Origin of the sequence: Streptomyces sp. NPDC047130, from assembly GCF_040643475.1 — a bacterium.
In the GTDB taxonomy this organism is placed as follows: domain Bacteria; phylum Actinomycetota; class Actinomycetes; order Streptomycetales; family Streptomycetaceae; genus Streptomyces.
The window spans coordinates 53,108-73,465 of the sequence record NZ_JBEYUK010000027.1; the positions used below are offsets into that span (position 1 = coordinate 53,108).

Annotated in this window: 17 protein-coding genes; 5 read left to right on the forward strand and 12 right to left on the reverse strand. The window is 75.0% G+C overall.

From position 1 onward, the window contains the following. Positions 1–91: 91 nt before the first annotated feature. Positions 92–1,123: an AfsR/SARP family transcriptional regulator gene (locus ABZ836_RS25505; RefSeq protein WP_361145823.1), complete on the forward strand. Its 1,032-nt coding sequence runs from the start codon at positions 92–94 to the stop codon at positions 1,121–1,123. Between the two features lie 62 nt (positions 1,124–1,185). On the opposite strand, the gene ABZ836_RS25510 is transcribed toward ABZ836_RS25505, so the two are convergent. Both ABZ836_RS25510 and ABZ836_RS25515 read right to left on the reverse strand, forming a co-directional pair. Next, entirely contained in the window at positions 1,186–2,196 is a 1,011-nt protein-coding gene (locus ABZ836_RS25510) for a beta-ketoacyl-ACP synthase III (RefSeq protein WP_361145825.1), read from the reverse strand. Continuing rightward, a complete protein-coding gene (locus ABZ836_RS25515) occupies positions 2,193–2,954 on the reverse strand; it encodes an alpha/beta fold hydrolase (RefSeq protein WP_356137399.1) in 762 nt (253 codons plus the stop codon). Before ABZ836_RS25515 ends, ABZ836_RS25510 begins: the two co-directional genes overlap by 4 nt. 273 nt (positions 2,955–3,227) lie before the next feature. Here ABZ836_RS25515 and ccrA point away from each other — a divergent pair, with 273 nt between their 5' ends. Further along, a complete protein-coding gene (ccrA, locus tag ABZ836_RS25520; RefSeq protein WP_356137397.1) occupies positions 3,228–4,580 on the forward strand; it encodes a crotonyl-CoA carboxylase/reductase in 1,353 nt (450 codons plus the stop codon). Beyond that, positions 4,577–6,334: a 3-hydroxyacyl-CoA dehydrogenase family protein gene (locus ABZ836_RS25525; RefSeq protein WP_356137395.1), complete on the forward strand. Its 1,758-nt coding sequence runs from the start codon at positions 4,577–4,579 to the stop codon at positions 6,332–6,334. Before ccrA ends, ABZ836_RS25525 begins: the two co-directional genes overlap by 4 nt. A 4-nt stretch (positions 6,335–6,338) precedes the next feature. Here ABZ836_RS25525 and ABZ836_RS25530 read toward each other — a convergent pair whose 3' ends face one another. From ABZ836_RS25530 to ABZ836_RS25565, 8 genes are all read right to left on the reverse strand, one after another. Further along, positions 6,339–8,678, reverse strand: coding sequence for a LuxR family transcriptional regulator (locus ABZ836_RS25530; RefSeq protein WP_361145829.1), 2,340 nt, complete (start codon positions 8,676–8,678; stop codon positions 6,339–6,341). After that, complete coding sequence (locus tag ABZ836_RS25535) at positions 8,653–9,306, reverse strand: flavin reductase family protein (RefSeq protein WP_361145832.1); 654 nt, start codon at positions 9,304–9,306, stop codon at positions 8,653–8,655. Before ABZ836_RS25535 ends, ABZ836_RS25530 begins: the two co-directional genes overlap by 26 nt. Before the next feature lie 118 nt (positions 9,307–9,424). Continuing rightward, entirely contained in the window at positions 9,425–10,240 is an 816-nt protein-coding gene (locus tag ABZ836_RS25540; protein ID WP_356137389.1) for a 4'-phosphopantetheinyl transferase superfamily protein, read from the reverse strand. Beyond that, positions 10,237–12,264 (reverse strand): beta-ketoacyl synthase N-terminal-like domain-containing protein, encoded by a 2,028-nt coding sequence (locus tag ABZ836_RS25545; RefSeq protein WP_361145835.1) that lies wholly within the window; start codon positions 12,262–12,264, stop codon positions 10,237–10,239. Before ABZ836_RS25545 ends, ABZ836_RS25540 begins: the two co-directional genes overlap by 4 nt. Positions 12,265–12,289: 25 nt before the next feature. Next, positions 12,290–13,027 (reverse strand): acyl carrier protein, encoded by a 738-nt coding sequence (locus ABZ836_RS25550; protein WP_356137385.1) that lies wholly within the window; start codon positions 13,025–13,027, stop codon positions 12,290–12,292. 142 nt (positions 13,028–13,169) lie between these two features. Continuing rightward, on the reverse strand, positions 13,170–14,000 hold the full coding sequence (locus tag ABZ836_RS25555) for an AfsR/SARP family transcriptional regulator (protein ID WP_356137383.1): 831 nt from the start codon (positions 13,998–14,000) through the stop codon (positions 13,170–13,172). A gap of 145 nt (positions 14,001–14,145) precedes the next feature. After that, the gene (locus ABZ836_RS25560; RefSeq protein ID WP_356137381.1) at positions 14,146–14,754 is read right to left on the reverse strand and encodes a ScbR family autoregulator-binding transcription factor; all 609 of its coding nucleotides are present in this window, start codon (positions 14,752–14,754) and stop codon (positions 14,146–14,148) included. 286 nt (positions 14,755–15,040) lie between these two features. Further along, complete coding sequence (locus ABZ836_RS25565) at positions 15,041–15,331, reverse strand: acyl-CoA carboxylase epsilon subunit (protein WP_361145840.1); 291 nt, start codon at positions 15,329–15,331, stop codon at positions 15,041–15,043. Between the two features lie 132 nt (positions 15,332–15,463). On the opposite strand from ABZ836_RS25565, the gene ABZ836_RS25570 reads away from it, so the two are divergent. After that, on the forward strand, positions 15,464–16,420 hold the full coding sequence (locus ABZ836_RS25570; RefSeq protein ID WP_356137377.1) for a ScbA/BarX family gamma-butyrolactone biosynthesis protein: 957 nt from the start codon (positions 15,464–15,466) through the stop codon (positions 16,418–16,420). Between the two features lie 340 nt (positions 16,421–16,760). Next, complete coding sequence (locus tag ABZ836_RS25575; RefSeq protein WP_356137375.1) at positions 16,761–17,429, forward strand: ScbR family autoregulator-binding transcription factor; 669 nt, start codon at positions 16,761–16,763, stop codon at positions 17,427–17,429. Positions 17,430–17,543: 114 nt separating this feature from the next. Here ABZ836_RS25575 and ABZ836_RS25580 read toward each other — a convergent pair whose 3' ends face one another. Next, on the reverse strand, positions 17,544–18,842 hold the full coding sequence (locus tag ABZ836_RS25580; protein ID WP_361145845.1) for a ParB/RepB/Spo0J family partition protein: 1,299 nt from the start codon (positions 18,840–18,842) through the stop codon (positions 17,544–17,546). Then, positions 18,839–20,113, reverse strand: coding sequence for an AAA family ATPase (locus ABZ836_RS25585; protein WP_356137371.1), 1,275 nt, complete (start codon positions 20,111–20,113; stop codon positions 18,839–18,841). Before ABZ836_RS25585 ends, ABZ836_RS25580 begins: the two co-directional genes overlap by 4 nt. Positions 20,114–20,358: the final 245 nt, after the last annotated feature.

The window sequence follows — 20,358 nt, forward strand, 5'->3', positions numbered from 1 at the left end:
CTTCGGAACGGGGCCGTTGTTACCGTCCGCAGCGGGGCGGGCGTGCCGCCCGCCAGGCAGGACCGACCGTCGAGGGAGCCGCCGTGCAGTCGTGCCCGTTCGTGTTCCACCGGACGCCCGTGGCGACCGGCCCGGCCGCCGCCGCCCCGGGACCGCGGTGACGGCCCCCGGCGCCGCGGGCGCCGAGGTCCGGCTGCTGGGACCGGTGGAGGTCCACGACCACGCGAGCCGGACCGCCGTCTCGCCGCCCGGCTCCAAACAGCGCTCCCTGCTGTCGGCGCTGGTGCTGCGCCACGGGCGGCCGCTGGGCGTGGACCGGCTCGTCGAGGAACTGTGGGGCGACCGCCCCCCGGCGAACGCCGCGAACGCCCTGCAGGCCCACGTGGCGCGGCTGCGGCGGGTACTGCCCCGTGTCCCGGGGACGCCGGCCGGCCGCGAGCTGATCATCATGGGACCGGGCGGCTACCTCCTGGTCCCCGACGAGATGGGCACCGACGTGCAGCGGTTCCGGCGGCTGTCCGCCGAGGGCCGGGCCGCCGTCGCGGCCGACCCCGAGGACGCCGTCCGGCTGCTGCGCGCCGCGTTGTCGCTCTGGCGCGGTCCCGCCCTGCAGGACAGCCTGCGCGGCCCGGTCTGCGCGGGCGAGGCCGACCGGCTGGAGGAGGAGCGGCTGACCGTGCTGGAGTCGCTGTACGAGGCGAACCTGCGCTGCGCCCGGCACGCCGAGGTCACCGGCGAGCTGGAGAAGCTGACGGCCGACCACCCGCTGCGCGAACGGTTCTACGACCTGCTGATGGTCGCCCTCCACCGCTGCGGCCGGCAGGGCGAGGCCCTCGGCGTGTACGAACGCGCCCGCCGGCGCCTGGTGCAGACGCTGGGCGTGGAGCCCGGACCGGCCCTGCGGGAACGGCTGGAGGCGATCCTGCGGCACGCCCCGCCGGGCCCCGGCCCGGCGGGACCGTGCGGGCGGTGCGACCCGTGCGGCTCCGCGGTGCCCGACCGCCTCGCGGACCTCGCGGCCGAGACGGCCCGCCTGCGGCGGCGCGTCGACGAACTGAGCCGCCGCCAGGACCTGCCGGCCCGCCGGACCGACCCGGCGGCCGCGATCCCGGCGCCCCGGTAACCGGTGGCCCGGCAGCCGGCGCCCCGGTAACCGGCAGCCGGCGCCCCGGCAGCCGGCGCCGGTCAGCGGCCCCAGCGCAGGAGGCTCGTCGCGCAGCTCATGCCGCCGCCGAACCCGGCGAGCAGGACCAGCTGGTCGTCGTCGAGGCCGCCGGTCCGGCGCGCCTCGTCCAGGGCCACGGGAACGGACGCGGCGCCGGTGTTGCCGTGCCGGCGCACCGGCAGGTGGACGCGGGCCCGGGGCAGACCGAGCCGGGCGGTGACGGCCTCCAGCATCTGCGCGTTGGCCTGGTGCGGCACGAAGTGGTCGACGTCCCGCGGGTCGACGCCGAAGGCGTCGAGGGTCTCCGCGACGGCCTGCGGCAGCCGGTCCTCGACGTACTGGCGGACCTCGCGGCCCCGCATCCGGAACCAGTGCCCGCCGTCGGCCACGGTCTCCCGCGAGGCGGGCCGCCTGCTGCCGCCGGCGTGCACACCGATCAGGCCGTGCAGGTGCCCGTCCGAGCGCAGGGAGGAGCCGAGGAAGCCGCGTCCCTCGCCCACCGGGCCGACCACCACCGCTCCCGCGCCGTCGCCGAACAGCGGTGCCGTCCTGCGGTCGCCCAGGTCGAGGATGCGGGAGTACACCTCGGCCCCCACGACCAGCGCCGGCCGGTGCTCGTCGGGGTGGGCCAGCAGCCGGGCCCCGGTGTGCAGGGCGGTGACGAATCCGGCGCAGACCGCGTTGACGTCGAAGGCCGCGGCGTGGTGGGCGCCGAGGCGGTGCTGCAGGATGGCGGCGGTGGCCGGCTGGGGGTGGTCGGGCGTCGAGGTGGCGACGACGATCCAGGCGAGGTCGCCGGCATCCACCCCCGCGTCGGCCAGGGCCCGCCGCGCGGCGTGGACGGCGAGGTCGGAGGCCGCCTCGTGGTCGGCGGCGTAACGGCGTTCGAGGATGCCGGTCTTCTGCTGGATCCACTCGGCGCTCACCCCGGCCCGCGCCCCGGCCACCTCGTTGCTGACGACGTGTTCGGGCAGGTAGGAGCCGGTGCCCAGGACGCCCAGCCGTCCCAGGGGCGGCGCGTGGACGGTCATGCCGCGCCCGCCGGGGCGAGGAGCCGTTCCTCGATCGCGGCGACGACGTCGTCCTGCCGGTCGACGAGGAAGAAGTGGCCGCCCGGCAGGACGTTCATCCGGAACCCGCCGAGCGTGTGGTCCCGCCACAGGTCGACGTCGGCGACCTCCGCCTTGGGGTCCCGGTCGCCGGTGAAGGCGGTGACCGGGCACCGCAGCGCGGGACCCGGGCGGTAGCGGTAGCGGCGCACCGCCCCGTAGTCGGCGCGCAGCGCCGGAAGGATCATGCGCAGGGTCTCCTCGTCGTCGAGGAGCGAGGACCCGGTGCCGTCGAGCGCGCGGATCTCCGCGACGACCTCCGCGTCGGTGCGGGGCCGCAGGTCGTCGGCACGGTCCAGGGAAGGGGCGCGCCGGCCGGAGACGAACAGCTCCGCCGGGGCCCGGCCCGCGGCCTGGAGGCGGCGGGCGGTCTCGAAACCGACGATCGCCCCCATGCTGTGCCCGAACAGGGCGTAGGGGCGGTCGGTCCACGGCCCGAGGGCGTCGGCTATCCGGTCGGCGAGCGTCTCCAGGTCGGTGGCGGCCGGCTCGTGGTGCCGGTCCTGCCGGCCCGGGTACTGGACGGCGAGCACGTCCACCCGCCCCGACAGGGCGCGGGCCAGCGGGTAGTAGAAGCTGGCCGATCCACCGGCGTGCGGGAAGCAGACCAGGCGCAGGGGGGCGTCGGGGGCGGGCAGGAAGTTCCTCAGCCAGGGGGTCGCGCCGGGGTGTCCCGTCATGGGTCTCTCCTTGGGTGTGGGCCGTTCCGTCGCCGGGGCGAACGGGGCGCGGCGTCGTCGGGCGGGCCGCGGCGGGGCGGGTGCGGTGGAGGCCCGGCGGGCCGCGGGCGCGCCTGTCCCCCAGGATGGGTCGGCTTCGCGGCGGGGCCCTCCCCTGACATCCCCCTGGTGGCCCCGGAGCCCCGACTCAGGGGGTGGTCAGGGGTGACCGCGGGCCGGTGCGGTGGGCGACGCTCGTCGCACGTGCCGTCTTGAGACAACCGGGGAACTCACGTGGACGAGATCATCAGCGCTGTCGAGTCCGAGGACGCGTCGGCCCGGGACTTCGCGGAGCTGCCGCTGCCGGAGTCGTACCGGGGCGCCGTGGTGCTGCGCGAGGACGTGGGGGCGTTCGAGGGAATGACCTCCGCGGAGAAGGATCCGCGCAAGACGCTGCACGTACGGGACGTGGCCGTGCCACTGCCGGCGGCGGGCGAGGCACTGGTGGCGGTGATGGCGTCGTCGGTGAACTACAACACCGTCTGGTCGTCGATCTTCGAGCCACTGCCCACCTTCGGGTTCCTGGAGCGGTACGGGCGGCTGTCGCCGGACACCGCGCGCCACGACCTGCCGTACCACGTGCTCGGCTCGGACCTGGCGGGCGTGGTGCTCCGCACGGGGCCCGGCGTGAACCGCTGGCGGCCGGGCGACCGCGTGGTGGCGCACTGCCTGAGCGTCGAACTGGAGTCCGCGGACGGCCACGGCGACACCATGCTCGATCCGGAACAGCGGATCTGGGGCTTCGAGACCAACTTCGGCGGCCTGGCGCAGCTCGCCCTCGTCAAGGCGAACCAGCTGATGCCCAAGGCCGAGCACCTGACGTGGGAGGAGGCCGCCTCCCCCGGGCTGGTGAACTCCACCGCCTACCGGCAGCTGGTCTCCCGCAACGGCGCCGGCATGAAGCAGGGCGACAACGTGCTCGTCTGGGGCGCCAGCGGCGGCCTCGGCTCCTACGCCACCCAGCTGGCGCTGGCCGGCGGGGCGACGCCGATCTGCGTGGTCTCCAGCGAGCAGAAGGCCGACCTCTGCCGTGCGATGGGCGCGGAGGCGGTGATCGACCGGGCCGCCGAGGACTACCGGTTCTGGCGGGACGAGCGGACGCAGGACCCGCGGGAGTGGAAGCGGTTCGGCGCGCGCATCCGTGAACTGACCGGCGGCGAGGACGTCGACATCGTCTTCGAGCACCCCGGACGGGAGACGTTCGGGGCGTCGGTGTTCGTGACGCGCAAGGGCGGCACGATCGTCACCTGCGCCTCGACCTCCGGTTTCCGCCACGAGTACGACAACCGCTACCTGTGGATGTCGCTGAAGCGCATCGTCGGGTCCCACTTCGCCAACTACCGCGAGGCGTGGGAGGCCAACCGTCTCGTGGTGAAGGGCCGGATCCATCCGACCCTGTCCAGGGTCTACCCGCTGGAGGAGACCGGGCAGGCCGCCCACGACGTCCACCGCAACCTGCACCAGGGCAAGGTCGGTGTGCTGTGCCTGGCCCCGGGCGAGGGGCTGGGCGTGCGCGACCACGAACTGCGCGCCCGCCACCTGAGCGCCATCAACCGCTTCCGCGTCGGACAGGAGTCCTCGTCATGACCGCATCGCACCCGGACACCCGCGTGCCAGTGACCGGCGTCGTCGGTCTCGGCTCGGTCGGCGAGGGGCTGCTGCGCCTGCTCGCCGCCCGGGGGCACCGGGTGGTGGCCGTCGACACCGACCCGGACGTCCTGGCCCGGGTCGAGCGGCGGCTGAAGGCCCTGCTCGCCGACGTGGAACAGCAGCCCGACGTCGTCCTCACCACCGACCACGCGCGGCTGGGCACGGCGGACACGGTCGTGGAGGCCGTGCCGGACACGGCCGCCGCCAAGGAGGACGCGCTGCGGCGGATCGCCGCCGTCCGCCCGCCGGGCACCCCCCTGGTGACCACCACGGCGTCGCTGTCCGTGGCGGGCCTCGCCGTCGGCACCGGGCGTCCCGCCGACGTGGCGGGGCTCAGGCTGTTCGGCCCGCCCGAGCCCGGGGCGCCGGTGGAGCCGGTGGTCACCGCCTTCACCTCTCCGGAGACGGCCGCGGCGCTGACGGCGCTGGTGAAGGCGTCCGGCCTGGCCCCCGTCGAGGTGGGGGCCGGTCCCGCCGCCGACGCCACCGCCCTGGTGCTCGGCCTGCTGAACCGCTCGGTGGCCATGCTGTCCGAGGGGCACGTCACGCACACCGACATCGACACGGCGATGCGCCTGGGCTGCGGGCTGCCGGCCGGGCCGCTGGAGACCCTGGACCGGTGGGGCCTGGACACGGCCCACGCCGCCCTGACCCGGCTGCACCGGCTCACCGGCGACCGCGCCTTCGAACCGGCGCCGCTGCTGGGCCGCATGGTCGAGGCCGGTGACGTCGGCCGCAAGGCGGGGCGGGGCTTCCACACCTGGGACGAGTCGGGTGCCCAGGTCACCGACGCGGCCGACGGGAGCGGGCACGGACCGGCCGGTCCCGTCCCGCCCGTGGGCCGAGTGGGGGTGGTGGGCTCCGGCGCGATGGCGCGCGGCATCGCCGAGGTGACGGCCGCGGCCGGGCACCCGACCGTGCTGGTCGCCCGGAACGCGGAGAAGGCCCGGGCGGCCGTGGAGGCCGTGGCCGGCTCGCTCACCCGCGGGGTGCGCCGGGGCAGGGTCACACCGGCGGCGAGGGCGGAGACCCTCGAGCGGCTGAGCGGCGCCGACGACGTCGCCGCCCTGGCCGACTGCGACCTGGTGATCGAGGCGGTGGCCGAGGAACCCGACGTGAAGCGGGCGGTGTTCGCACGGCTGGGCGAGGTGTGCGCCGAGGGCACGGTGCTGGCGACCACGACGTCCAGTCTGTCGGTCGCCGCGTGCGCCGACGCCTCCGGCAGGCCCGCGGACACCGTCGGTCTGCACTTCTTCAACCCGGCCCCGCTGATGCGGCTGGTGGAACTCGTCGTCACCGAGGACGCCGACCCGGCCGTGGTAGCCAGGGCCCGCGCCTTCGCCCGCGACCTGGGCAAGACGCCCGTGGAGTGCCCCGACCGCACCGGGTTCATCGTCAACACCCTGCTGTTCCCCTACCTCGGCGCGGCGCTCGCCCTGCTGGAGCGGGCCGGCGACGACGACGTCGTGGGACGCACCGACGCGGCCGTGCAGCGCGGCTTCGGTTTCCCCATGGGGCCGTTCGCCCTGCTGGACACCATCGGCCTGGACGTGTCGCTGGCCATCCAGCGCCGCCTGTCGGAGTGCTTCGCCACGGAGGAGTTCGAACCGTCGGGCGTGCTCGCCGGTCTGGTGGAGGCGGGCTTCCTCGGCCGCAAGAACGGACACGGCCTGTGCACGGCGGGCGGCTGACGGCTCAGGAGGCGCCCGCGGTGGCGGCCGGCCGGGCGCCCGCGCCCAGCAGGGTGGCCAGGTCCGCGCGGGACGTGACGGACAGTTTGCGGTACACGTTGGTGAGGTGCTGCTCGACCGTGCTGGGCGTGACGTACAGCCGGGCCGCGATGGCCCGGTTGGTGCAGCCGGCGGCGGCGAGGGCGGCGACCCGGCGTTCCGCCGGGGTGAGCAGGGCGGCCGGATCGGTGTCCGTGCCGTCCGCGGCGAGCTCCCGCCGCGCCCGCGCGGCCCCAGGACGCCAGTCGGCGGCCCCGTCGGGGGGCGTGTTCCAGAGGGCGAGCAGGTCGCGGCAGGCGTGGAAGTCGCCGAGCGCGGCCCGGTGGCTGCCCGTGGCCGACAGGTGGTGCCCCCGGGCCATCAGGTAGTACAGCCCGGCCCAGGAGGCGAACATGTGCTCCGGCACGGGCACCCGCAGCAGACGCGCGGCCTCCTCGTGCGCGCCGAGGGCGGTCGCCGCCCGGACGGCCGCCGACAGGGGCACGCCCACCGCGGCGCCCCAGGCGGCCGGGCCCAACAGGGCCAGCGCACGCCCCGCGTACCGGGCGGCGGCGTCGTGGGAACCCGTCCGGACGTGGACGACGGCGGTCACGGCGGCCAGCACCGCGTGCCGGGCCGGCGTGGTGCGGGCGGGTTCGGCGCCGGTGGTCTGCGCGCACCACCGGTCCGCGTTCCCGGTACGGCCGGCGTGCAGGAGCGTGGCCAGCAGCGCCGCCACGGACGGCGCGGGCGCGTGCGCGTGCAGCGCCGAGGCCAGCACCTGTTCGGTCAGCGCGTCGACGTCCGGCACGGCGAGGGCGGGGCCCCCGCCCGGACGCGCGCCGGCCAGGGCGGCTCCCAGCTCCTGCCCGTGCGGGGTGCGGCCGAGGGCCGCCGCCGCGCGGGCGGCCCCCTCGGCCCGCCCGTGCCACAGCAGCAGACCCGCCGCCGTCACGGTGTGGGCGGGGTCCCCCTTCTTCGGGGCGGCGAGTTGGTGCTCGAGCGCCGGCAGGTGCCGCAGGACCGCGGCGGGGTCCGTCTCCCACTCGGCGCGCGCCAGTTCCCGCACGTACGCGGGCGGCGGGGCGTCGCCGGGGGCGGGGTGGGCGGCGCGCAGGAACTGCGCGGCGTGATGGGGCCGGTGGGTGCGCAGGGCGTGGGAGGCCGCCTCGGTGAGCACCGGGCGCGCCCAGGCGGGCGCGGGATCCGCGGCGTCCTGCGCGGCGGCCAGCAGGTGGGCGGCCACGGCCGGGGGCGGGGCGCCGTGGTGGTGCAGGACGTCCGCGGCGCGGGCGTGCAGCCGGGCGTTCTCCCGGGCGGTGAGCTCCTGCAGCACGGCGGCGCGTACTCCCGCGTGGCGCAGCCGTCCGGCGTCGAGGAGGCCCGTCGCGTCCAGCTGTTCCAGGGCGAGCGCCACGTTGTGCTCGGAGTCGGACAGGAAGCGGGCGAGAAGGGTGAGGGTGGCGTCGCCCGCCAGCAGGGCCAGGGCGCGCGCCGCGCGGTGCGTGGCCGGCCCGGCGGCCCGCAGGCAGCCGCGGACGGCCTGGCGGAAGGCGGCGCCGGCGACGGGCCGGGCGGGGCGGACGGGGCCGCAGCCGCGGTGGTCGTCGAGGAGGGCGTGCAGCAGCCGAGGGTTGCCGCCGGTGAAACCGTGCCAGGGACGGGCGAGGCGCCGGGCGGCCGCCGGTTCCACGACGCCGGCCCCGGCGGAGGTGAGGAAGTCCGCCACCGCGTCCTCGGGCAGGGGCTCCAGGTGCACGGCCGTGGTGCTGCGCGGATGCCGGAGCAGTTCCGCCAGCGGCACCGACGGTTCGGCGGGCCGCTGCCCGGCCAGCACCAGCAGCGCTCCGGTGGCGGGCAGACGGCCGCACAGGTACAGCAGGCAGCGGACGGACGGTTCGTCGGCGTGGTGGACGTCGTCGACCAGGAGGACGACCGGCCGGGCGGCGGCGGCCCGGGCGCACAGGGCGTCGTGGAGGGCCGCGGGGCCGTGCGGCGCCACGGGCGGCGGGTCTGCGGAAGGGGGTCCGGGGGGCGGCGGTCCGGCGGAAGTCCCGGCGGGCGGCGGTCCTGCGGGGGCGAGGCCCGCGCCGCTCAGGAGCTGGCCCACGACGCCGTGCGGCAGATCGGTCTCGGCGGGGGTCGCCAGGGCGCTGAGCACCGTCGCGCCGGCCGCCGCGGCCCGGTCCGCGAAGGCCTCCAGCAGGGCGCTCTTGCCGGTGCCGGGGCTGCCGGTGACGAGGGCGGCCGCCGCCCGTCCCTGCCCGGCGCCGGTCAGGAGTCGCTCCAGCGAGCCGAGTTCACCGCCCCGCCGTATCAGCTCCACGGGTGTCTCCCAGGTCGTCGGCGGTGTCCTCCTGGAGAGTGTGACGAGTGGTGTGGAAGGCGCGCTGGTACCAGACCAGAGCCTGGCTCGAACCGCAGGTGAGGGACTCGACGGGGGTCGCCAGGAGCAGGTCGTGGTCGCCGGCCGGGAGCACCTCGGCGAGGGTGCAGCGCAGGGCGAGCGGCGCGTCCGGCAGGTAGGGGGCGCCGCCGCCCGGCCAGGCGCGGAACTCGCCGCCGGCGAACCGGTCGGCGTGCGGTTCGGCGAACCGGCGGGCCAGCCGGTCGTGGTGACGGGCCAGGACGTTCACGGTGAACGCGCCCGCCTCGAGCAGCGGCCGGTGGCTGCGGGAGTCGCGGGTGACGCCGAGGAGGATCAGCGGCGGCGTGAGGGACACGGAGGTGACGGAGCTCGCGGTGAAGCCCGTGGGACGGCCGTCGGGACCGAGGGCGGTGACGATGGTGACGGGGGCGGCGAGCAGCGCCATGGCGTCCCTGAACTCCCGCGCGCCGATCGGGGTGCCGGAGACGGGAGCGCCTGCGGGAGTGGCACCGGGGGCGGCACCGGGGGCGGCGGCCGGCGGGGCGCCGGCGCGGGCCGGGGAGGTGGGCGCGAGGGTCAGGGGCACGGGCGTCTCCTGGGGGCGGGCGGGTGGGGTCCGCCCCCATCGTGGGTCCTCGGCCGTGCGGCCGAGAACCCCAGACCCCCGGGCCGCATCCCTTGCCGTCGCCCCTGGGCACGCCCCCCTACACGGGCAGCGGCTGGGGCAGCGTCACCGACCTGGGAGCCGCACGTCCCCAGGGGAACCCGTGGTGCAACTGGAGCACGGGCGGGGTGCCGGGGTCGACGAGGACCGCGACGGCCGCCAGCACGTCGGGCACCGGCTCCAGTTCGACGAAGCGCCAGTGGCGCTCGGTGTCGTTGTCCGGCGGGACGAAGCCGGTCACCCCGCGGTCCTCGGCGAGGGTGAAGGAGAACGAGTCGAAGGGCAGACCGAGGCCGAGGCCGCGGGCCTTGGAGTAGGCCTCCTTCAGGGTCCACAGGCGCAGCACCCGCCGGTCGCGGGGGCGGCCGGGCGGCGCCTGGGCGATCCAGCGCCGCTCGCTCCCGGCGAAGGTCTCGACGATCGCGTCGAAGCCCTGGTCGCCGCGGTCGAGGCGTTCGACGTCCACGCCGATGCGGTGCCGGCGCACCACGCCGAGCAGGTTGTGCCCGTGGGTGTGGGAGAGGTTGAAGTCGAGCTCCCGGCCGCCGCGCGGCAGCCCGCCGGGAGGCTTCTGCAGGAACGGACGCCCTCGGGGCGACCGCCAGATGACGGCCTCCGCCTCGGGTGTTCCGCTCTCCACGGCCAGGACCCGTCGGACGAGTGCGTGGGCGACGAGGTACTGCCGCCGGTCCCGTTCGAACAGGAAGCCGTTGGCCGTCTCCTGCTCCTGCTCGTCGAGCCAGTGCGCGGCCAGGGTGGCGGCGACGCCCGGGGCGAGCTGGTCGTTGGGACAGAACCACAGCTTCACCGGTTCCGGCGCGGCGGGCTGCCCGGCGTGCGGATCGAGGACGGTCACGTCTGCCGCTCCGTCCGACCGCCCGCGGGGGCGGCGGGCGTGGTGGACACGTCCAGCCAGAACGGCCTGCGCAGGAAGACGGACGGCGGGGGCGTCCAGGGCGTGCCCTGGGCGCGGTGACCGTCCTCCAGGGCCGCCCAGTCGACGTCGACGCCGGACAGCCACAGCCGCAGGAGCTGGTCGAGGCGTCCGCCGCGCCACAGGGCGGCCACATAGGCGCGGGTCTCCGGCACGGCGCCCAGGCCGAGTGGATCGGCGCCGCCGCCGCGCAGGTCGGCGTGGTGGGCGCCCGCCGGGGGCGTTCCGGTCTCCGCGAAGCCGCGCAGGGCACGGGCCAGTCCCGGCACGTCGTCGGCCACGAACGCGAGGCGGCACGGCAGGGCGGCACGGCCCACCCGCAGGGCGCGCGCCACCGCTGCGAGGGCGGGCTCGACGGCGGGCCCGGTGGCGGCCTCGTCCAGCCGGTCGGCGAGACGGGCCGCGTCGGCCCGCAGGTGCGCGGGTGTGGTGGCCGACAGGACGACCGGTTCCAGGACGACCGGTTCGCCCTGCGCGTCGGTCCACCGCGCGGGGAGCGACGGGGGCGCGGGCCGGGCGGGCAGGTGTTCCTCGACGACGGCGCGTGAGGTCGGGCAGCCGGGGGCGGACACCTCGACCACGGCCGCGCGGGCCACCTCCTGGCCCCGGTCGTCCCGGGGCCGCGGCCACGGCGCGGGGGCCTCGCCGCTGCCGTGCGGGGGCAGCAGCAGGCCGTGGCGCAGCTGGAGCACCGCGGCGGTCAGGGCCGCGAGACCGGTGGCGGCCCCCGCGTCGCCGATGCGGGCGGTGGTCGTCCGCCGGGTCTCGTACAGGACCGCGGGCGGAGATCCGGCCGGACCCGGGAGCGCGCCGGGGAAGCCGGTCGCGGTGGCGCGGACCACGGCGTGCACCTGGTCGCCGTCGGCGAGGGCCGCCTCCAGCGGCTTGACCACGAGGGCACCGACGCCCTCCCCCGCCAGGTCCCGGCCCCGGGAGGGGTGCAGCAGGAGTTCGACGCCGCCGACGAGCGCGGCGGCGCACTCACCGCGCCGCAGCGCTCCGGCGGCCAGGTGGAGGGCGGTGAGGGCGGAGGACTCGGCCGTGTCGACGGCCTGGGCGGGTCCGGTCAGGCCGAGCAGCCTCACCAGCCGTCGGGTCAGGCCGTAGTGGCCCGTACCGGGGACGGGGCGGCGGCCGCGGGCCCACGCCTCGGCGCCCAGCAGGGCGTAGTCGAAGGTGGTCGCGCCGACGAAGACGCCCAGCGCGCGGGGCTGCCCGTGCGGGCCGGTCAGGGCGTCGAGGCGGCACCCGGCGTAGCCGGCGTCCTCCAGGGCCTCCCAGGCGACCTCGAGGAAGAGGCGTTCCTGAGGGTCGATCAGGGCCGCGTCCTCGGGGGCGACGTCGAAGAACTCCGTGTCGAACCCGTCGACGCCGTCCAGGAAGTGACCGCGCGCCGGGCCGTCGAGCACCGGAGGGCCGGGACGCCCGGACGGGGCGGGTGACGAGGTGTCCCGGCCGGCGCGCAGGTTCTCCCAGTACGCGTCCAGGTCGGGGGCCTGCGGGTAGCGCCCGGCGAGGCCGATCACCGCGTACCGGTCCCCCACCGGACGGGCCGTCCGCGCCGGGTACGCGCCGTTCTCCGGCCCGGAGGCGGCCGTGCCGCCCGGCGTGCGGAGGGCGTCCGCGGCGGGGACGACGGCGTGCTGCGCGGGGAAGGCGTCCTGGGCGGGGAAGGCGTCCTGGGCGGGGAAGGCGTCCGGCGTGCGGAGGCTGTCCGGTGTGCGGCGGACCTCCGGTGCGCGCGAGGCGTCCGGCGTGCGGAAGGCGTCCGGCATGCCGAGACCGTCGGGTGTCCGCGGGGCGTCTGACGTCCGGGGGGCGTCCGGTGTGCGGAGGGCGTCGGGCTCGGACAGGGCGGTCGGCGCGCCGCGGCTCAGCAGGCGCGCGGCCTGGGCACGGTCGAGCGTCCCCGTCTTGAACCGGGTGAGTATCTCTCGGTCGTCCATGGTGGTCCTTGGTCTTTCCGCCGGTTCAGCCGGACCGCGACAGCAGGACGAGGGCCTCGTCGATGGTGAGCCGGTTGTCGGCCACCGCGTCCAGCAGCGCCTCGACCCCCGAGGGACGGGCGGCCGGGTCCGCGGCGGTGGTCATCTCGGTGACGTGTGCGGCGACCGCCGACAGGCTGGGGTGGTCGTAGAGCATGACGGGGCGTTCGTCCAGGCCGTAGATCTCGTTGACCGTGGCGACGAACTCCGCGCCGATGATGGAGTCGACGCCCAACTGCGCGAAGGGCGCGGCGGTGTCCAGGTCCCAGGGGTCGCAGCACAGGATGCGGGCCAGTTCCTCACGGAGCGCCTCCAGCACCGGGCCCGTGACACTTCCCGCCGTCCGCGGAGCCGGGCCCCCGGAGGCGGAGGCGGGGGCGGCGGCGGGGGCGGTGCGGGCGTCGGGCCGGCTGCCCGGGTGGGACGGCGCGGGCAGGGAGGGGCCGGCGGCGCCCTCCCGGGCGAGGTGCCGGGTGAAGGCCAGCGGCGTGGGGTGGTCCAGCAGGATGTCGGGCCTGACGGTCGTGCCGTACCGGGAGTTGACGGTGGCGACGAACTCCACGGTGAGCAGGGAGTCGAGCCCGAGGGAGCGGAACGTCTGGTCGGGGTCGATCTTCTCGGCCTTGAGCCGGAGCACGGTGGCGAGCACGCCGACGAGGTCGGTCACCAGGTCGGGGAACGGCTCCGCCTGCACGGGCCAGGCTGTCGGGACATGGTGCTGCATGGACGGCTCCAGAGGCGGGACGGGCGGGCACGTCGGGGTGGGCGGGACGGACGGGCGGGCGGACCGGGTGCGGAGGTGGCCGACGTCGGTGGGCGGTGGCCGGTGGCCGATGGGAGTCGCGCGGGCGGCGCCGGGGCGGCTCCTAGCCGGCCCGGCTGAGCCGCTCGCGTCCGGCGGTGGCGCCGACGGGCGTGGGCTCGGGGCCCGACATGAGGATCGAGCGCTGCATCCGGCGCAGCGCGGCGGACGGCTCGAGACCCAGCTCCCGGACCAGGGCGTTACGCAGCCGCTGGTAGACCTCCAGTGCCTCGCTGCGCCGGCCGGAGCGGTGCAGGGCGAGCATGAACTGGCCGTGCAGGTTCTCGTGGGTGCGGTAGCGGTTGACCAGGACCGTGAGCTCCCCGAGGAGCTCACGGTGGCGGCCCAGTCTCAGGTCGGCCTCGATGCGCTGGTCGAGCGCGCACAGCCGGGTCTCCTCCAGCCGTCGCGTCTCCATCTCCAGCTGCGGCCCGGTGGTGACGTCGGCGAGCGCGCCGCCGGTCCACCGGGACAGGGCCTCGCGCAGGTGGCGGGCGGCGCCGGCGTAGTCCTCGGCGTCCATGGCCCGGTACCCGAGGCCCGCGAGCCGCTCGAACTCGCGGACGTCGCTGGTACCGCCGGCCGTGTCGAGGAGGTAGCCGCCGGGCAGGGTGACCAGGACGTCCTTGGCGGTTCGCCGGCCCGGCCTGCAGGGGGCCTGCTCGAGCGCCGCCGTGATCAGCTCCCGGATCTGGAGCACGTACGTCTGCAGGGTGGTGCGGGCGCTGCGCGGGGGCTGCTCGCCCCAGAGTTCCTCGATCAGCGTCCCGACCGGCACGACGTGGTCCGCCTGCAGCGAGAGCAGCGCGAGGACCTGGCGCGGCTTGGGAGCCGTCGGAGTCACCGAGACGCCGTTCTCCCTGACGTTCAGCGCTCCCAGAACGTCGATGTCCATGCCGTCTCCCCTGTTTCCTGCGCGAGTTGGTGCCTGCCCCTGCCGGTTCTGACAGGAACAACTAAAAAACAGCTCGGTCGGTTTGTCAATATGAAACCGACCAAGCTGTTTGTTTATGGAGGTGAGCGCGTCCTCGAGCGGGTGCTCACCCGCCGCCGGCGGCGTCGATCGACGCGTGACGCGTCGTCAGGCGCGGCAGGAGCAGCTCCCAGAACCCCGTGACCCTCTCCTTCGACCACCAGGTCCGGTCATGGCTCCCCAGCACCTCGAGGCCCACCGTCGCGGCCACCACCGCGGCGGCGGCGTCGGAGGCCGCCACGCCCGCGCTGAGCCATCCGTCGCCCTCCGCGCGCCGCACGGTCTCCTCGACCCAGCGCTGCCACTCCCGCCGGGGGCAGACCCCCTCATGGCGGCCGAGGTCGTCGCACAACCCGAAGCCGGCCCGCACGACGACATCGTCGGCGATTCGGCCGACCAGGCCGTGCGTGGCCTTGACCAGTGCGGACAGCGCCGCGTCCTCGCGCTCCAGCGCCCCCTGGGCGACGTGGCGCAGCGTGGCCAGCGCCTCCTCCTCCACGGCCCGGGCCAGGGCCATCTTGTTCTCGAAGTGGAAGTGCAGGGCGCCGTTGCTGACCCCCGCCGCACGGCTGATCGCCGTCAGCGAGGCGGCCGTGAACCCTTCGTCGGCGAACGCCTGCGCCCCGGCGCGGATCAACGCCCGCCGGGTGCGCAGCGCGCGCTCCTGCTTGACCATCAGTCGTCTCCTGGCGGGTGCGCTGGTCCTCGGCGGCACGCGGGGCACCCGGCGCCGCCCCTGCCGCGTCTGTCGTCGACGGGCCGGCCGTGTCCGGGGGCCGACGGCCCCGTGGCGACTCACCCTCGGCGGGCGTGACGGCCCGCGCCACAAGAATAACAAACCGCGTGTGCGGTTTCTAGAGTGATCATCTGTTGCTCGCCCCACCCTCGCAGCCACCCCGGAGGGAGGCCCGGGAGACGGCGGGTGGCGGAGCGGTGCGGCGGGACGGAGGGACGGGCGGCGGTCAGCGCCAGCTGCCCGGGGCGCTGTACGGCGCGGCGGGTTCCCGCTGCCCGCACCACCGCGGGGTGCCGGGCGCAGGAGGAGCGACTTCGGCTCCCGCCGCCTTCCGGCCTGCCAGCGCGTGCAACACGACTGCCAGTGCGGCCAGTTCGTCCTGATCCGGCCGACCCCGGTCGACGCGCCATGTCAGGGGGATGACCTGCGGTTGGTCCACGTCCGCTCTCCTCTCGCCCTGGGCCAGAGTGCGTCGCCGCGCCACAGGGAGGCCGGAGTGCCGCTTGAGCGGCGGCACACGGCTCGCTCGAGGGTGAACCCGATCTCTCTAAGAGGAGGGTCTGATTCCCCTAGAAATAAAACCGACTGGTCTCTATCTTTTGAGTCTCTGCACACCGCGTCTTTCGACTCGTCAGGGGGAGCGATGACCGTGAGCACCATCCAGCCCGGCAACACTCTGATCCGCCGGCCCGCCCCGCAGGCCGCGCCCAGGACGCTGACCAGCACTGTTCCCAGGGAACTGGTGCACCGTGCAGCAGTCGCCGAGGTCATGCTCACCGGCTGGCAGCGCCTGGACGACAGCAGTTTCCGGATGACTGCCCAGTGGCCCAGGGGTCACAGCTTCTTCACCGCGACGGAAGGCGGACACCACGACCCGCTGATCGCCGCCGAAACGATCCGTCAGGTCGGTTCCCTGCTCGCGCACGCCGAGTTCGGCGTTCCCTTCGGCCACCAGTTCCTGATGGAGGACCTCGCGCTGACGGTGCACCCCGAGCAGCTGCTCATCGGCCCCGCGCCCGCCGACCTGGAACTCGAGGTGACCTGCACGGCCGTCAGACGAGGCAGACGGCTCGGCGCGCTGCGCTACACGACGACCGTGCTGCGGGGCGGTCGGCGCGCCGCCTCCGGCCGGTTCTCCTTCACGTCCATCACTCCGGCCGTCTACCGGCGGCTGCGTCCGGAACGCGTCTTCGACCCCGGACACCGCCCCCTCGCCCTGACCGCCCCGGTGGCACCGCAGAGCGTCGGCCGCCTCTCCCCGTCCGACGTGGTCCTCTCCCCCACCGCGAGCCCCGACGTCTGGCAGTTGCGGGTCGACACCCGCCACCCGGTGCTCTTCGACCACCAGCTCGACCACGTCCCCGGCATGCTCCTGCTCGAGGCGGCCCGCCAGGGCGCGACCGCGGTCCTGGGAGCCCGCTCGATCCTGCCCCTCACCATGGCCTGCGACTTCAGGAAGTACGTCGAACTCGACCTGCCGTGCGTGATCGAGGCCGTACCGGAGTCCGTGGGCGGGCCCGGCGTCCCGGCCGTCGTCCGGATCATCGGCCGCCAGCAGGACGAGCCCGTGTTCACCTGCGTCGTGACGGCCCTCCCCGGAAACTGATCCCCACGGTACCGCCGCGGGCGGGGCACGTCTCCGCCCGCGCAGCACACCTTCCGGCGACGCGGCGCCCGCACGGGAGAAGCACTCCTCACCCTCCGCCCATGACCGCACATCCTCCCCTCCCCGCATCCACCAGAAGGCCGGCCCAGGCGCCGGCCTCAAGCGTTTCTCGACGCCTCTTCCTGCCGAGAGTGAAAATGTCGCTGGCAAACACCAGGTAAAACCGGCACATCCCCCGGATCCCCCGCCCTATAAGATACAGACTGGGCGGTTTTTTTGGGCTCCCGGGCGGGCATCCGTTCCGCCCATGGCACCAACAGCAGGAAGCAGGGATGAAGGGATGACGCAGGAACGGGCCATCCGTACCCGCAGGAGGATCGTCGCGGCAGCGGCGCAGGTCTTCGAGGAGCGTGGCTACCAGGCCGCGACCATCGCGGAGATCCTCAGCACCGCCGACGTGACCAAAGGCGCCCTGTACTTCCACTTCGGTTCGAAGGAGCAACTCGCCCAGGCGGTGCTCCACGAACAGGACCAGCAGTTCGCGGTGCCCGAGCGGGCCTGCAAGCTGCAGGAGCTCAGCGATGTCGTCCTCCTGCACGCCTACCGCCTGCAGACCGACCCCATGGTCCGCGCGGGCGTGCGTCTGAGCCTGGACCAGCAGGCCGAGGGACTGGACCGCAGTGGCCCCTTCCGGCGCTGGAGCGAGATCTGCCGGAACCTGCTGGAGGCCGGAAAGGCCCAGGGGGAACTCCTCCCCCACGTCGAACCCCGCCTCACCGCCGACGTCATCGTCGGGACCTTCGCCGGCATCCAGTCGATGTCCCAGGTCATGAGCGACCATCAGGATCTCCAGAACAGGACGTCCGACCTTCTGCGCCACCTCCTGCCCTCCATCGCCGTACCCTCCGTCCTCGGCTCCCTGGACCTCTCCCCGGCCCGCGGGGAAGCGGTGCACGGGGAGACCAGGTACGCCGACGCCGGTGCCGCTGTCGCCGTGGCGGCCGGCTGACCACTCCCCTCCCCCGGCCGCAAACGGTCGGCCCGGCGGGGCCGCAGCGCGCGCCGGGCCGACCGCGCGGCCTGACCGGGCACGCGGCCTGACCGGGGCGCGTCGTCCGCCGGGTCAGGCCGTGGGGTCGGCGGCGGCCGTCTCCAGGACCTCGGTGTACTGATGCCGGTCGTCCTCCTTCAGGTCGTCGAGGAGGAACCGGATGAGCCGTGCCCGGTGGTAGGGCTCCATGCGCCGGCGCAGGTGTCCCGCGACGTAGAAGGGGTCGTCGTAGGGCAGTCGCCTCGGCTGCTCCTGCTCCTGTTCCGGCTCCCCCGCCCGCTCCTGGTCGTGCCCTTCGGCCCCTGACGGGCCGGAGCGCGGCTCGGGAATGCCCTCGGCCTGCTCCGGAACGACGACGGCATCCTCCGGAGCGGCGCTGTCCACGGACCCCGACGCCTCGGGAGCTATTACCGGGTAATGAAGCTCGACGCCGTCCTCCCCCGCGGCACCGCGCGGGACCGGCCCTCGCGGCGGCGTGTCCCGTCCGGCCACCATGATCGGCTGTCGACTCCCCGGCCCCAGGCGGTCCTGGTCCACGAAACCTTCCGCGGCGTTTCCGACGGGCGTTCCCTGGCCCTCCGGCGCCGTGGACGCCGTGGAGTCCGAGCCCACTCCCACCGGAGCGGGGGCAGTGGCGGTGGTGGTGGCGGTGTCGGTCCTCTCCCCCGCCGCCTTGCGCTTCAGCTCCTCCAGGGCCGCGGCCTGCTCCCCTGCGGGCCGGTTGCCGACGGCCCGCAGGAACTTGATGGGCTCCTGCCCGATCTTCGCCTGCAGTTCGGGCGTCAGGTTGAGGAGGGCGAGACGTTGGGAGATCCAGCCCTGCGACTTGTGGAGTCGCTTGGCCAGGGCCGCCTGGGAGCCGTGGATGTGCAGCAGCCGCTGCAGGGCGCGGGCCTCGTCGAGCTCCGGCAGGGCCTTGCGGTGGATGTTCGCGACGAGCGCGGACTCGAGGATCTCCTCGGAGTCGGCTCCCTGCTCGTCGTCCACCCACACCTTGAGGTGGGTGAGTCCACATTCGCGGGCGGCGGCCAGACGGCTGCTGCCGTCGACGACGACATGCGTGGCGTCGGGTTCGAGATCGGCCGCCTTGCCGGGGTTGGCCTTGATGTAGGCGTCCCGGTTCATGACCGTGATGGCCTGCTTCTGCCCGTGCTCCTTGAGGCTTCCGGCGAGTTCGGCGAGGTCGCCCAGGCTGGACCGGGGGTTGTCCGGGTTGGGACTGATCCGGTCGACGGGCAACTGGGTGGGAGGTGCGACCCCGGCCGTGGGGACGCCGGTGGCGGCGGCGACCGCCTGGCGGCGGGCGCTGACCGGGGCAGCCGCACTGCTGCCGAACCGCCCGGCGCCGAGCGCCTTGGCCTTGTTGCTCATGCCACCTCCCGCGCCAGCGCACGCATGCTGACGGACTGGTCGCAGCTGGGGGCGTAGGAGAGCAGAGGCCGCTTCACGCGGACCGCTTCCTTCTGCTCCTTGCGGTCACCGACGAGACCGACGACCCGCGGATCCTTTATGTCGACCCATCCCTGGAGCGACGACGTGGCGATGAAGCCGCGGCGGCCGTCGTAGAGGTTGACGACGATGCCGAGGTAGTCGATGTCGAGGGCCAGGTCGCTGCGGAGGTCCTCGATCTGGGTGGTGAGCAGGTCGTAGGCGTCGGCGGAGCTGTCCTCGGCCTGGACGACGATCAGCGCACCCGACCGGCCGGCCTCCTCGCCCTCGCGGCGGCGACCGTAGTAGACGGCCGCGTCCATGCTGAGGCCGAGGCTGGGCGGGCAGTCGACGAGGATGACGTCGTAGTCGTCCTCGATGGGCAGCAACGCCCGCTCGAGCGCCGCCTCGCGGGCACGCACGCTGGACAGGCGGACGTCGAGCAGGAAAGCGTCGTTGCAGGCGGGCAGCAGGTGGAGCCGGTCGCCGAAGGTCTCCGGCTCGATGGGAACGATCAGGTCCCGCAGGTCGCCCTGCGGGTTGCCGCTCATGTGGTTGGTGAGGCTGTCGCCGTCCATCGGCAGAGGAGTGCCGCCGAGCTGGTTGGTGAGGTGGCACTGGGGGTCGAAGTCCACCAGGAGCACGCGCAGTCCGGGACCGGGGAGATTCTCGATCTCCAGCGGGTCGGGGGCGGGACGGCCGTCCTCGGCCTCCTGCTCCTCGCTCTGCCCGGCGGCGCGCAGCGCCTTCAGCAACTGCTTGGCGACGCGTACAGGATGCAGCCGGTCGGCGGACTCGGCGAGGGCCTCGCCGAGTCCGGCGGTGATGGCGGTCTTGCCGACGCCGCCCTTCTGGTTGCAGACGATGATCCGTCGCGTGACGGCGGGCCGCTCGATCTCCGGCGCCGGGTTCGCGTCGAGCCACAACTGCACGGACTGCGCGAGGCCCTGGGCGAGGGAGACACCGCGCTGGGCGGCGATCTGCCGGAACTCGTCCCACTGCCCGGGCGGCAGGAAGGTGGCGAACGAGTCGGCGCCCGCGGTGGGGATGGGGTCGGGGGAGGAGGCGAGCCGGCACCAGCGGGTGATGCCCTGCTCGACGGCCTTCTGGATCTCGATGCCGTGCTGGGCGGCTCGGACCTTGAGGTTCTGCCGGAGCCATCCCGGCAGCTTGGAGACGACCTTTTCGCGGTCGGACGTGGCTGGCGAACTCATGGGGGTACTTTACTAACGTCGCTGGGGGGTTTGCTGCCCCGACGCGTTGGGTTGGTCAGTTTTCACCCGTGAGGGTGCGTCAGCAGGCCCTGGAACACGACCGATCCGTGACGCGACCCCCACGATTACCGAGTTCATGACGGGGCGTCCTTTATTACCCGGTAATGACACGCGCGTCGGGCCGAGCTCGACGGCGACGGCGACGGTGAGGCAGGGGGAGGGGAGCTCGGCTATTACCGGGTAAT

Coding starts and splice junctions, on each gene's coding strand:
- ABZ836_RS25585 (WP_356137371.1), bottom strand. CDS start 20,113: ATGAGTTCGCCAGCCACGTCCGACCGCGAAAAGGTCGTCTCCAAGCTG.
- ABZ836_RS25560 (WP_356137381.1), bottom strand. CDS start 14,754: ATGGTCAAGCAGGAGCGCGCGCTGCGCACCCGGCGGGCGTTGATCCGC.
- ABZ836_RS25545 (WP_361145835.1), bottom strand. CDS start 12,264: ATGGACGACCGAGAGATACTCACCCGGTTCAAGACGGGGACGCTCGAC.
- ABZ836_RS25555 (WP_356137383.1), bottom strand. CDS start 14,000: ATGGACATCGACGTTCTGGGAGCGCTGAACGTCAGGGAGAACGGCGTC.
- ABZ836_RS25510 (WP_361145825.1), bottom strand. CDS start 2,196: ATGACCGTCCACGCGCCGCCCCTGGGACGGCTGGGCGTCCTGGGCACC.
- ABZ836_RS25575 (WP_356137375.1), top strand. CDS start 16,761: ATGACGCAGGAACGGGCCATCCGTACCCGCAGGAGGATCGTCGCGGCA.
- ABZ836_RS25580 (WP_361145845.1), bottom strand. CDS start 18,842: ATGAGCAACAAGGCCAAGGCGCTCGGCGCCGGGCGGTTCGGCAGCAGT.
- ABZ836_RS25525 (WP_356137395.1), top strand. CDS start 4,577: ATGACCGCATCGCACCCGGACACCCGCGTGCCAGTGACCGGCGTCGTC.
- ABZ836_RS25515 (WP_356137399.1), bottom strand. CDS start 2,954: ATGACGGGACACCCCGGCGCGACCCCCTGGCTGAGGAACTTCCTGCCC.
- ABZ836_RS25550 (WP_356137385.1), bottom strand. CDS start 13,027: ATGCAGCACCATGTCCCGACAGCCTGGCCCGTGCAGGCGGAGCCGTTC.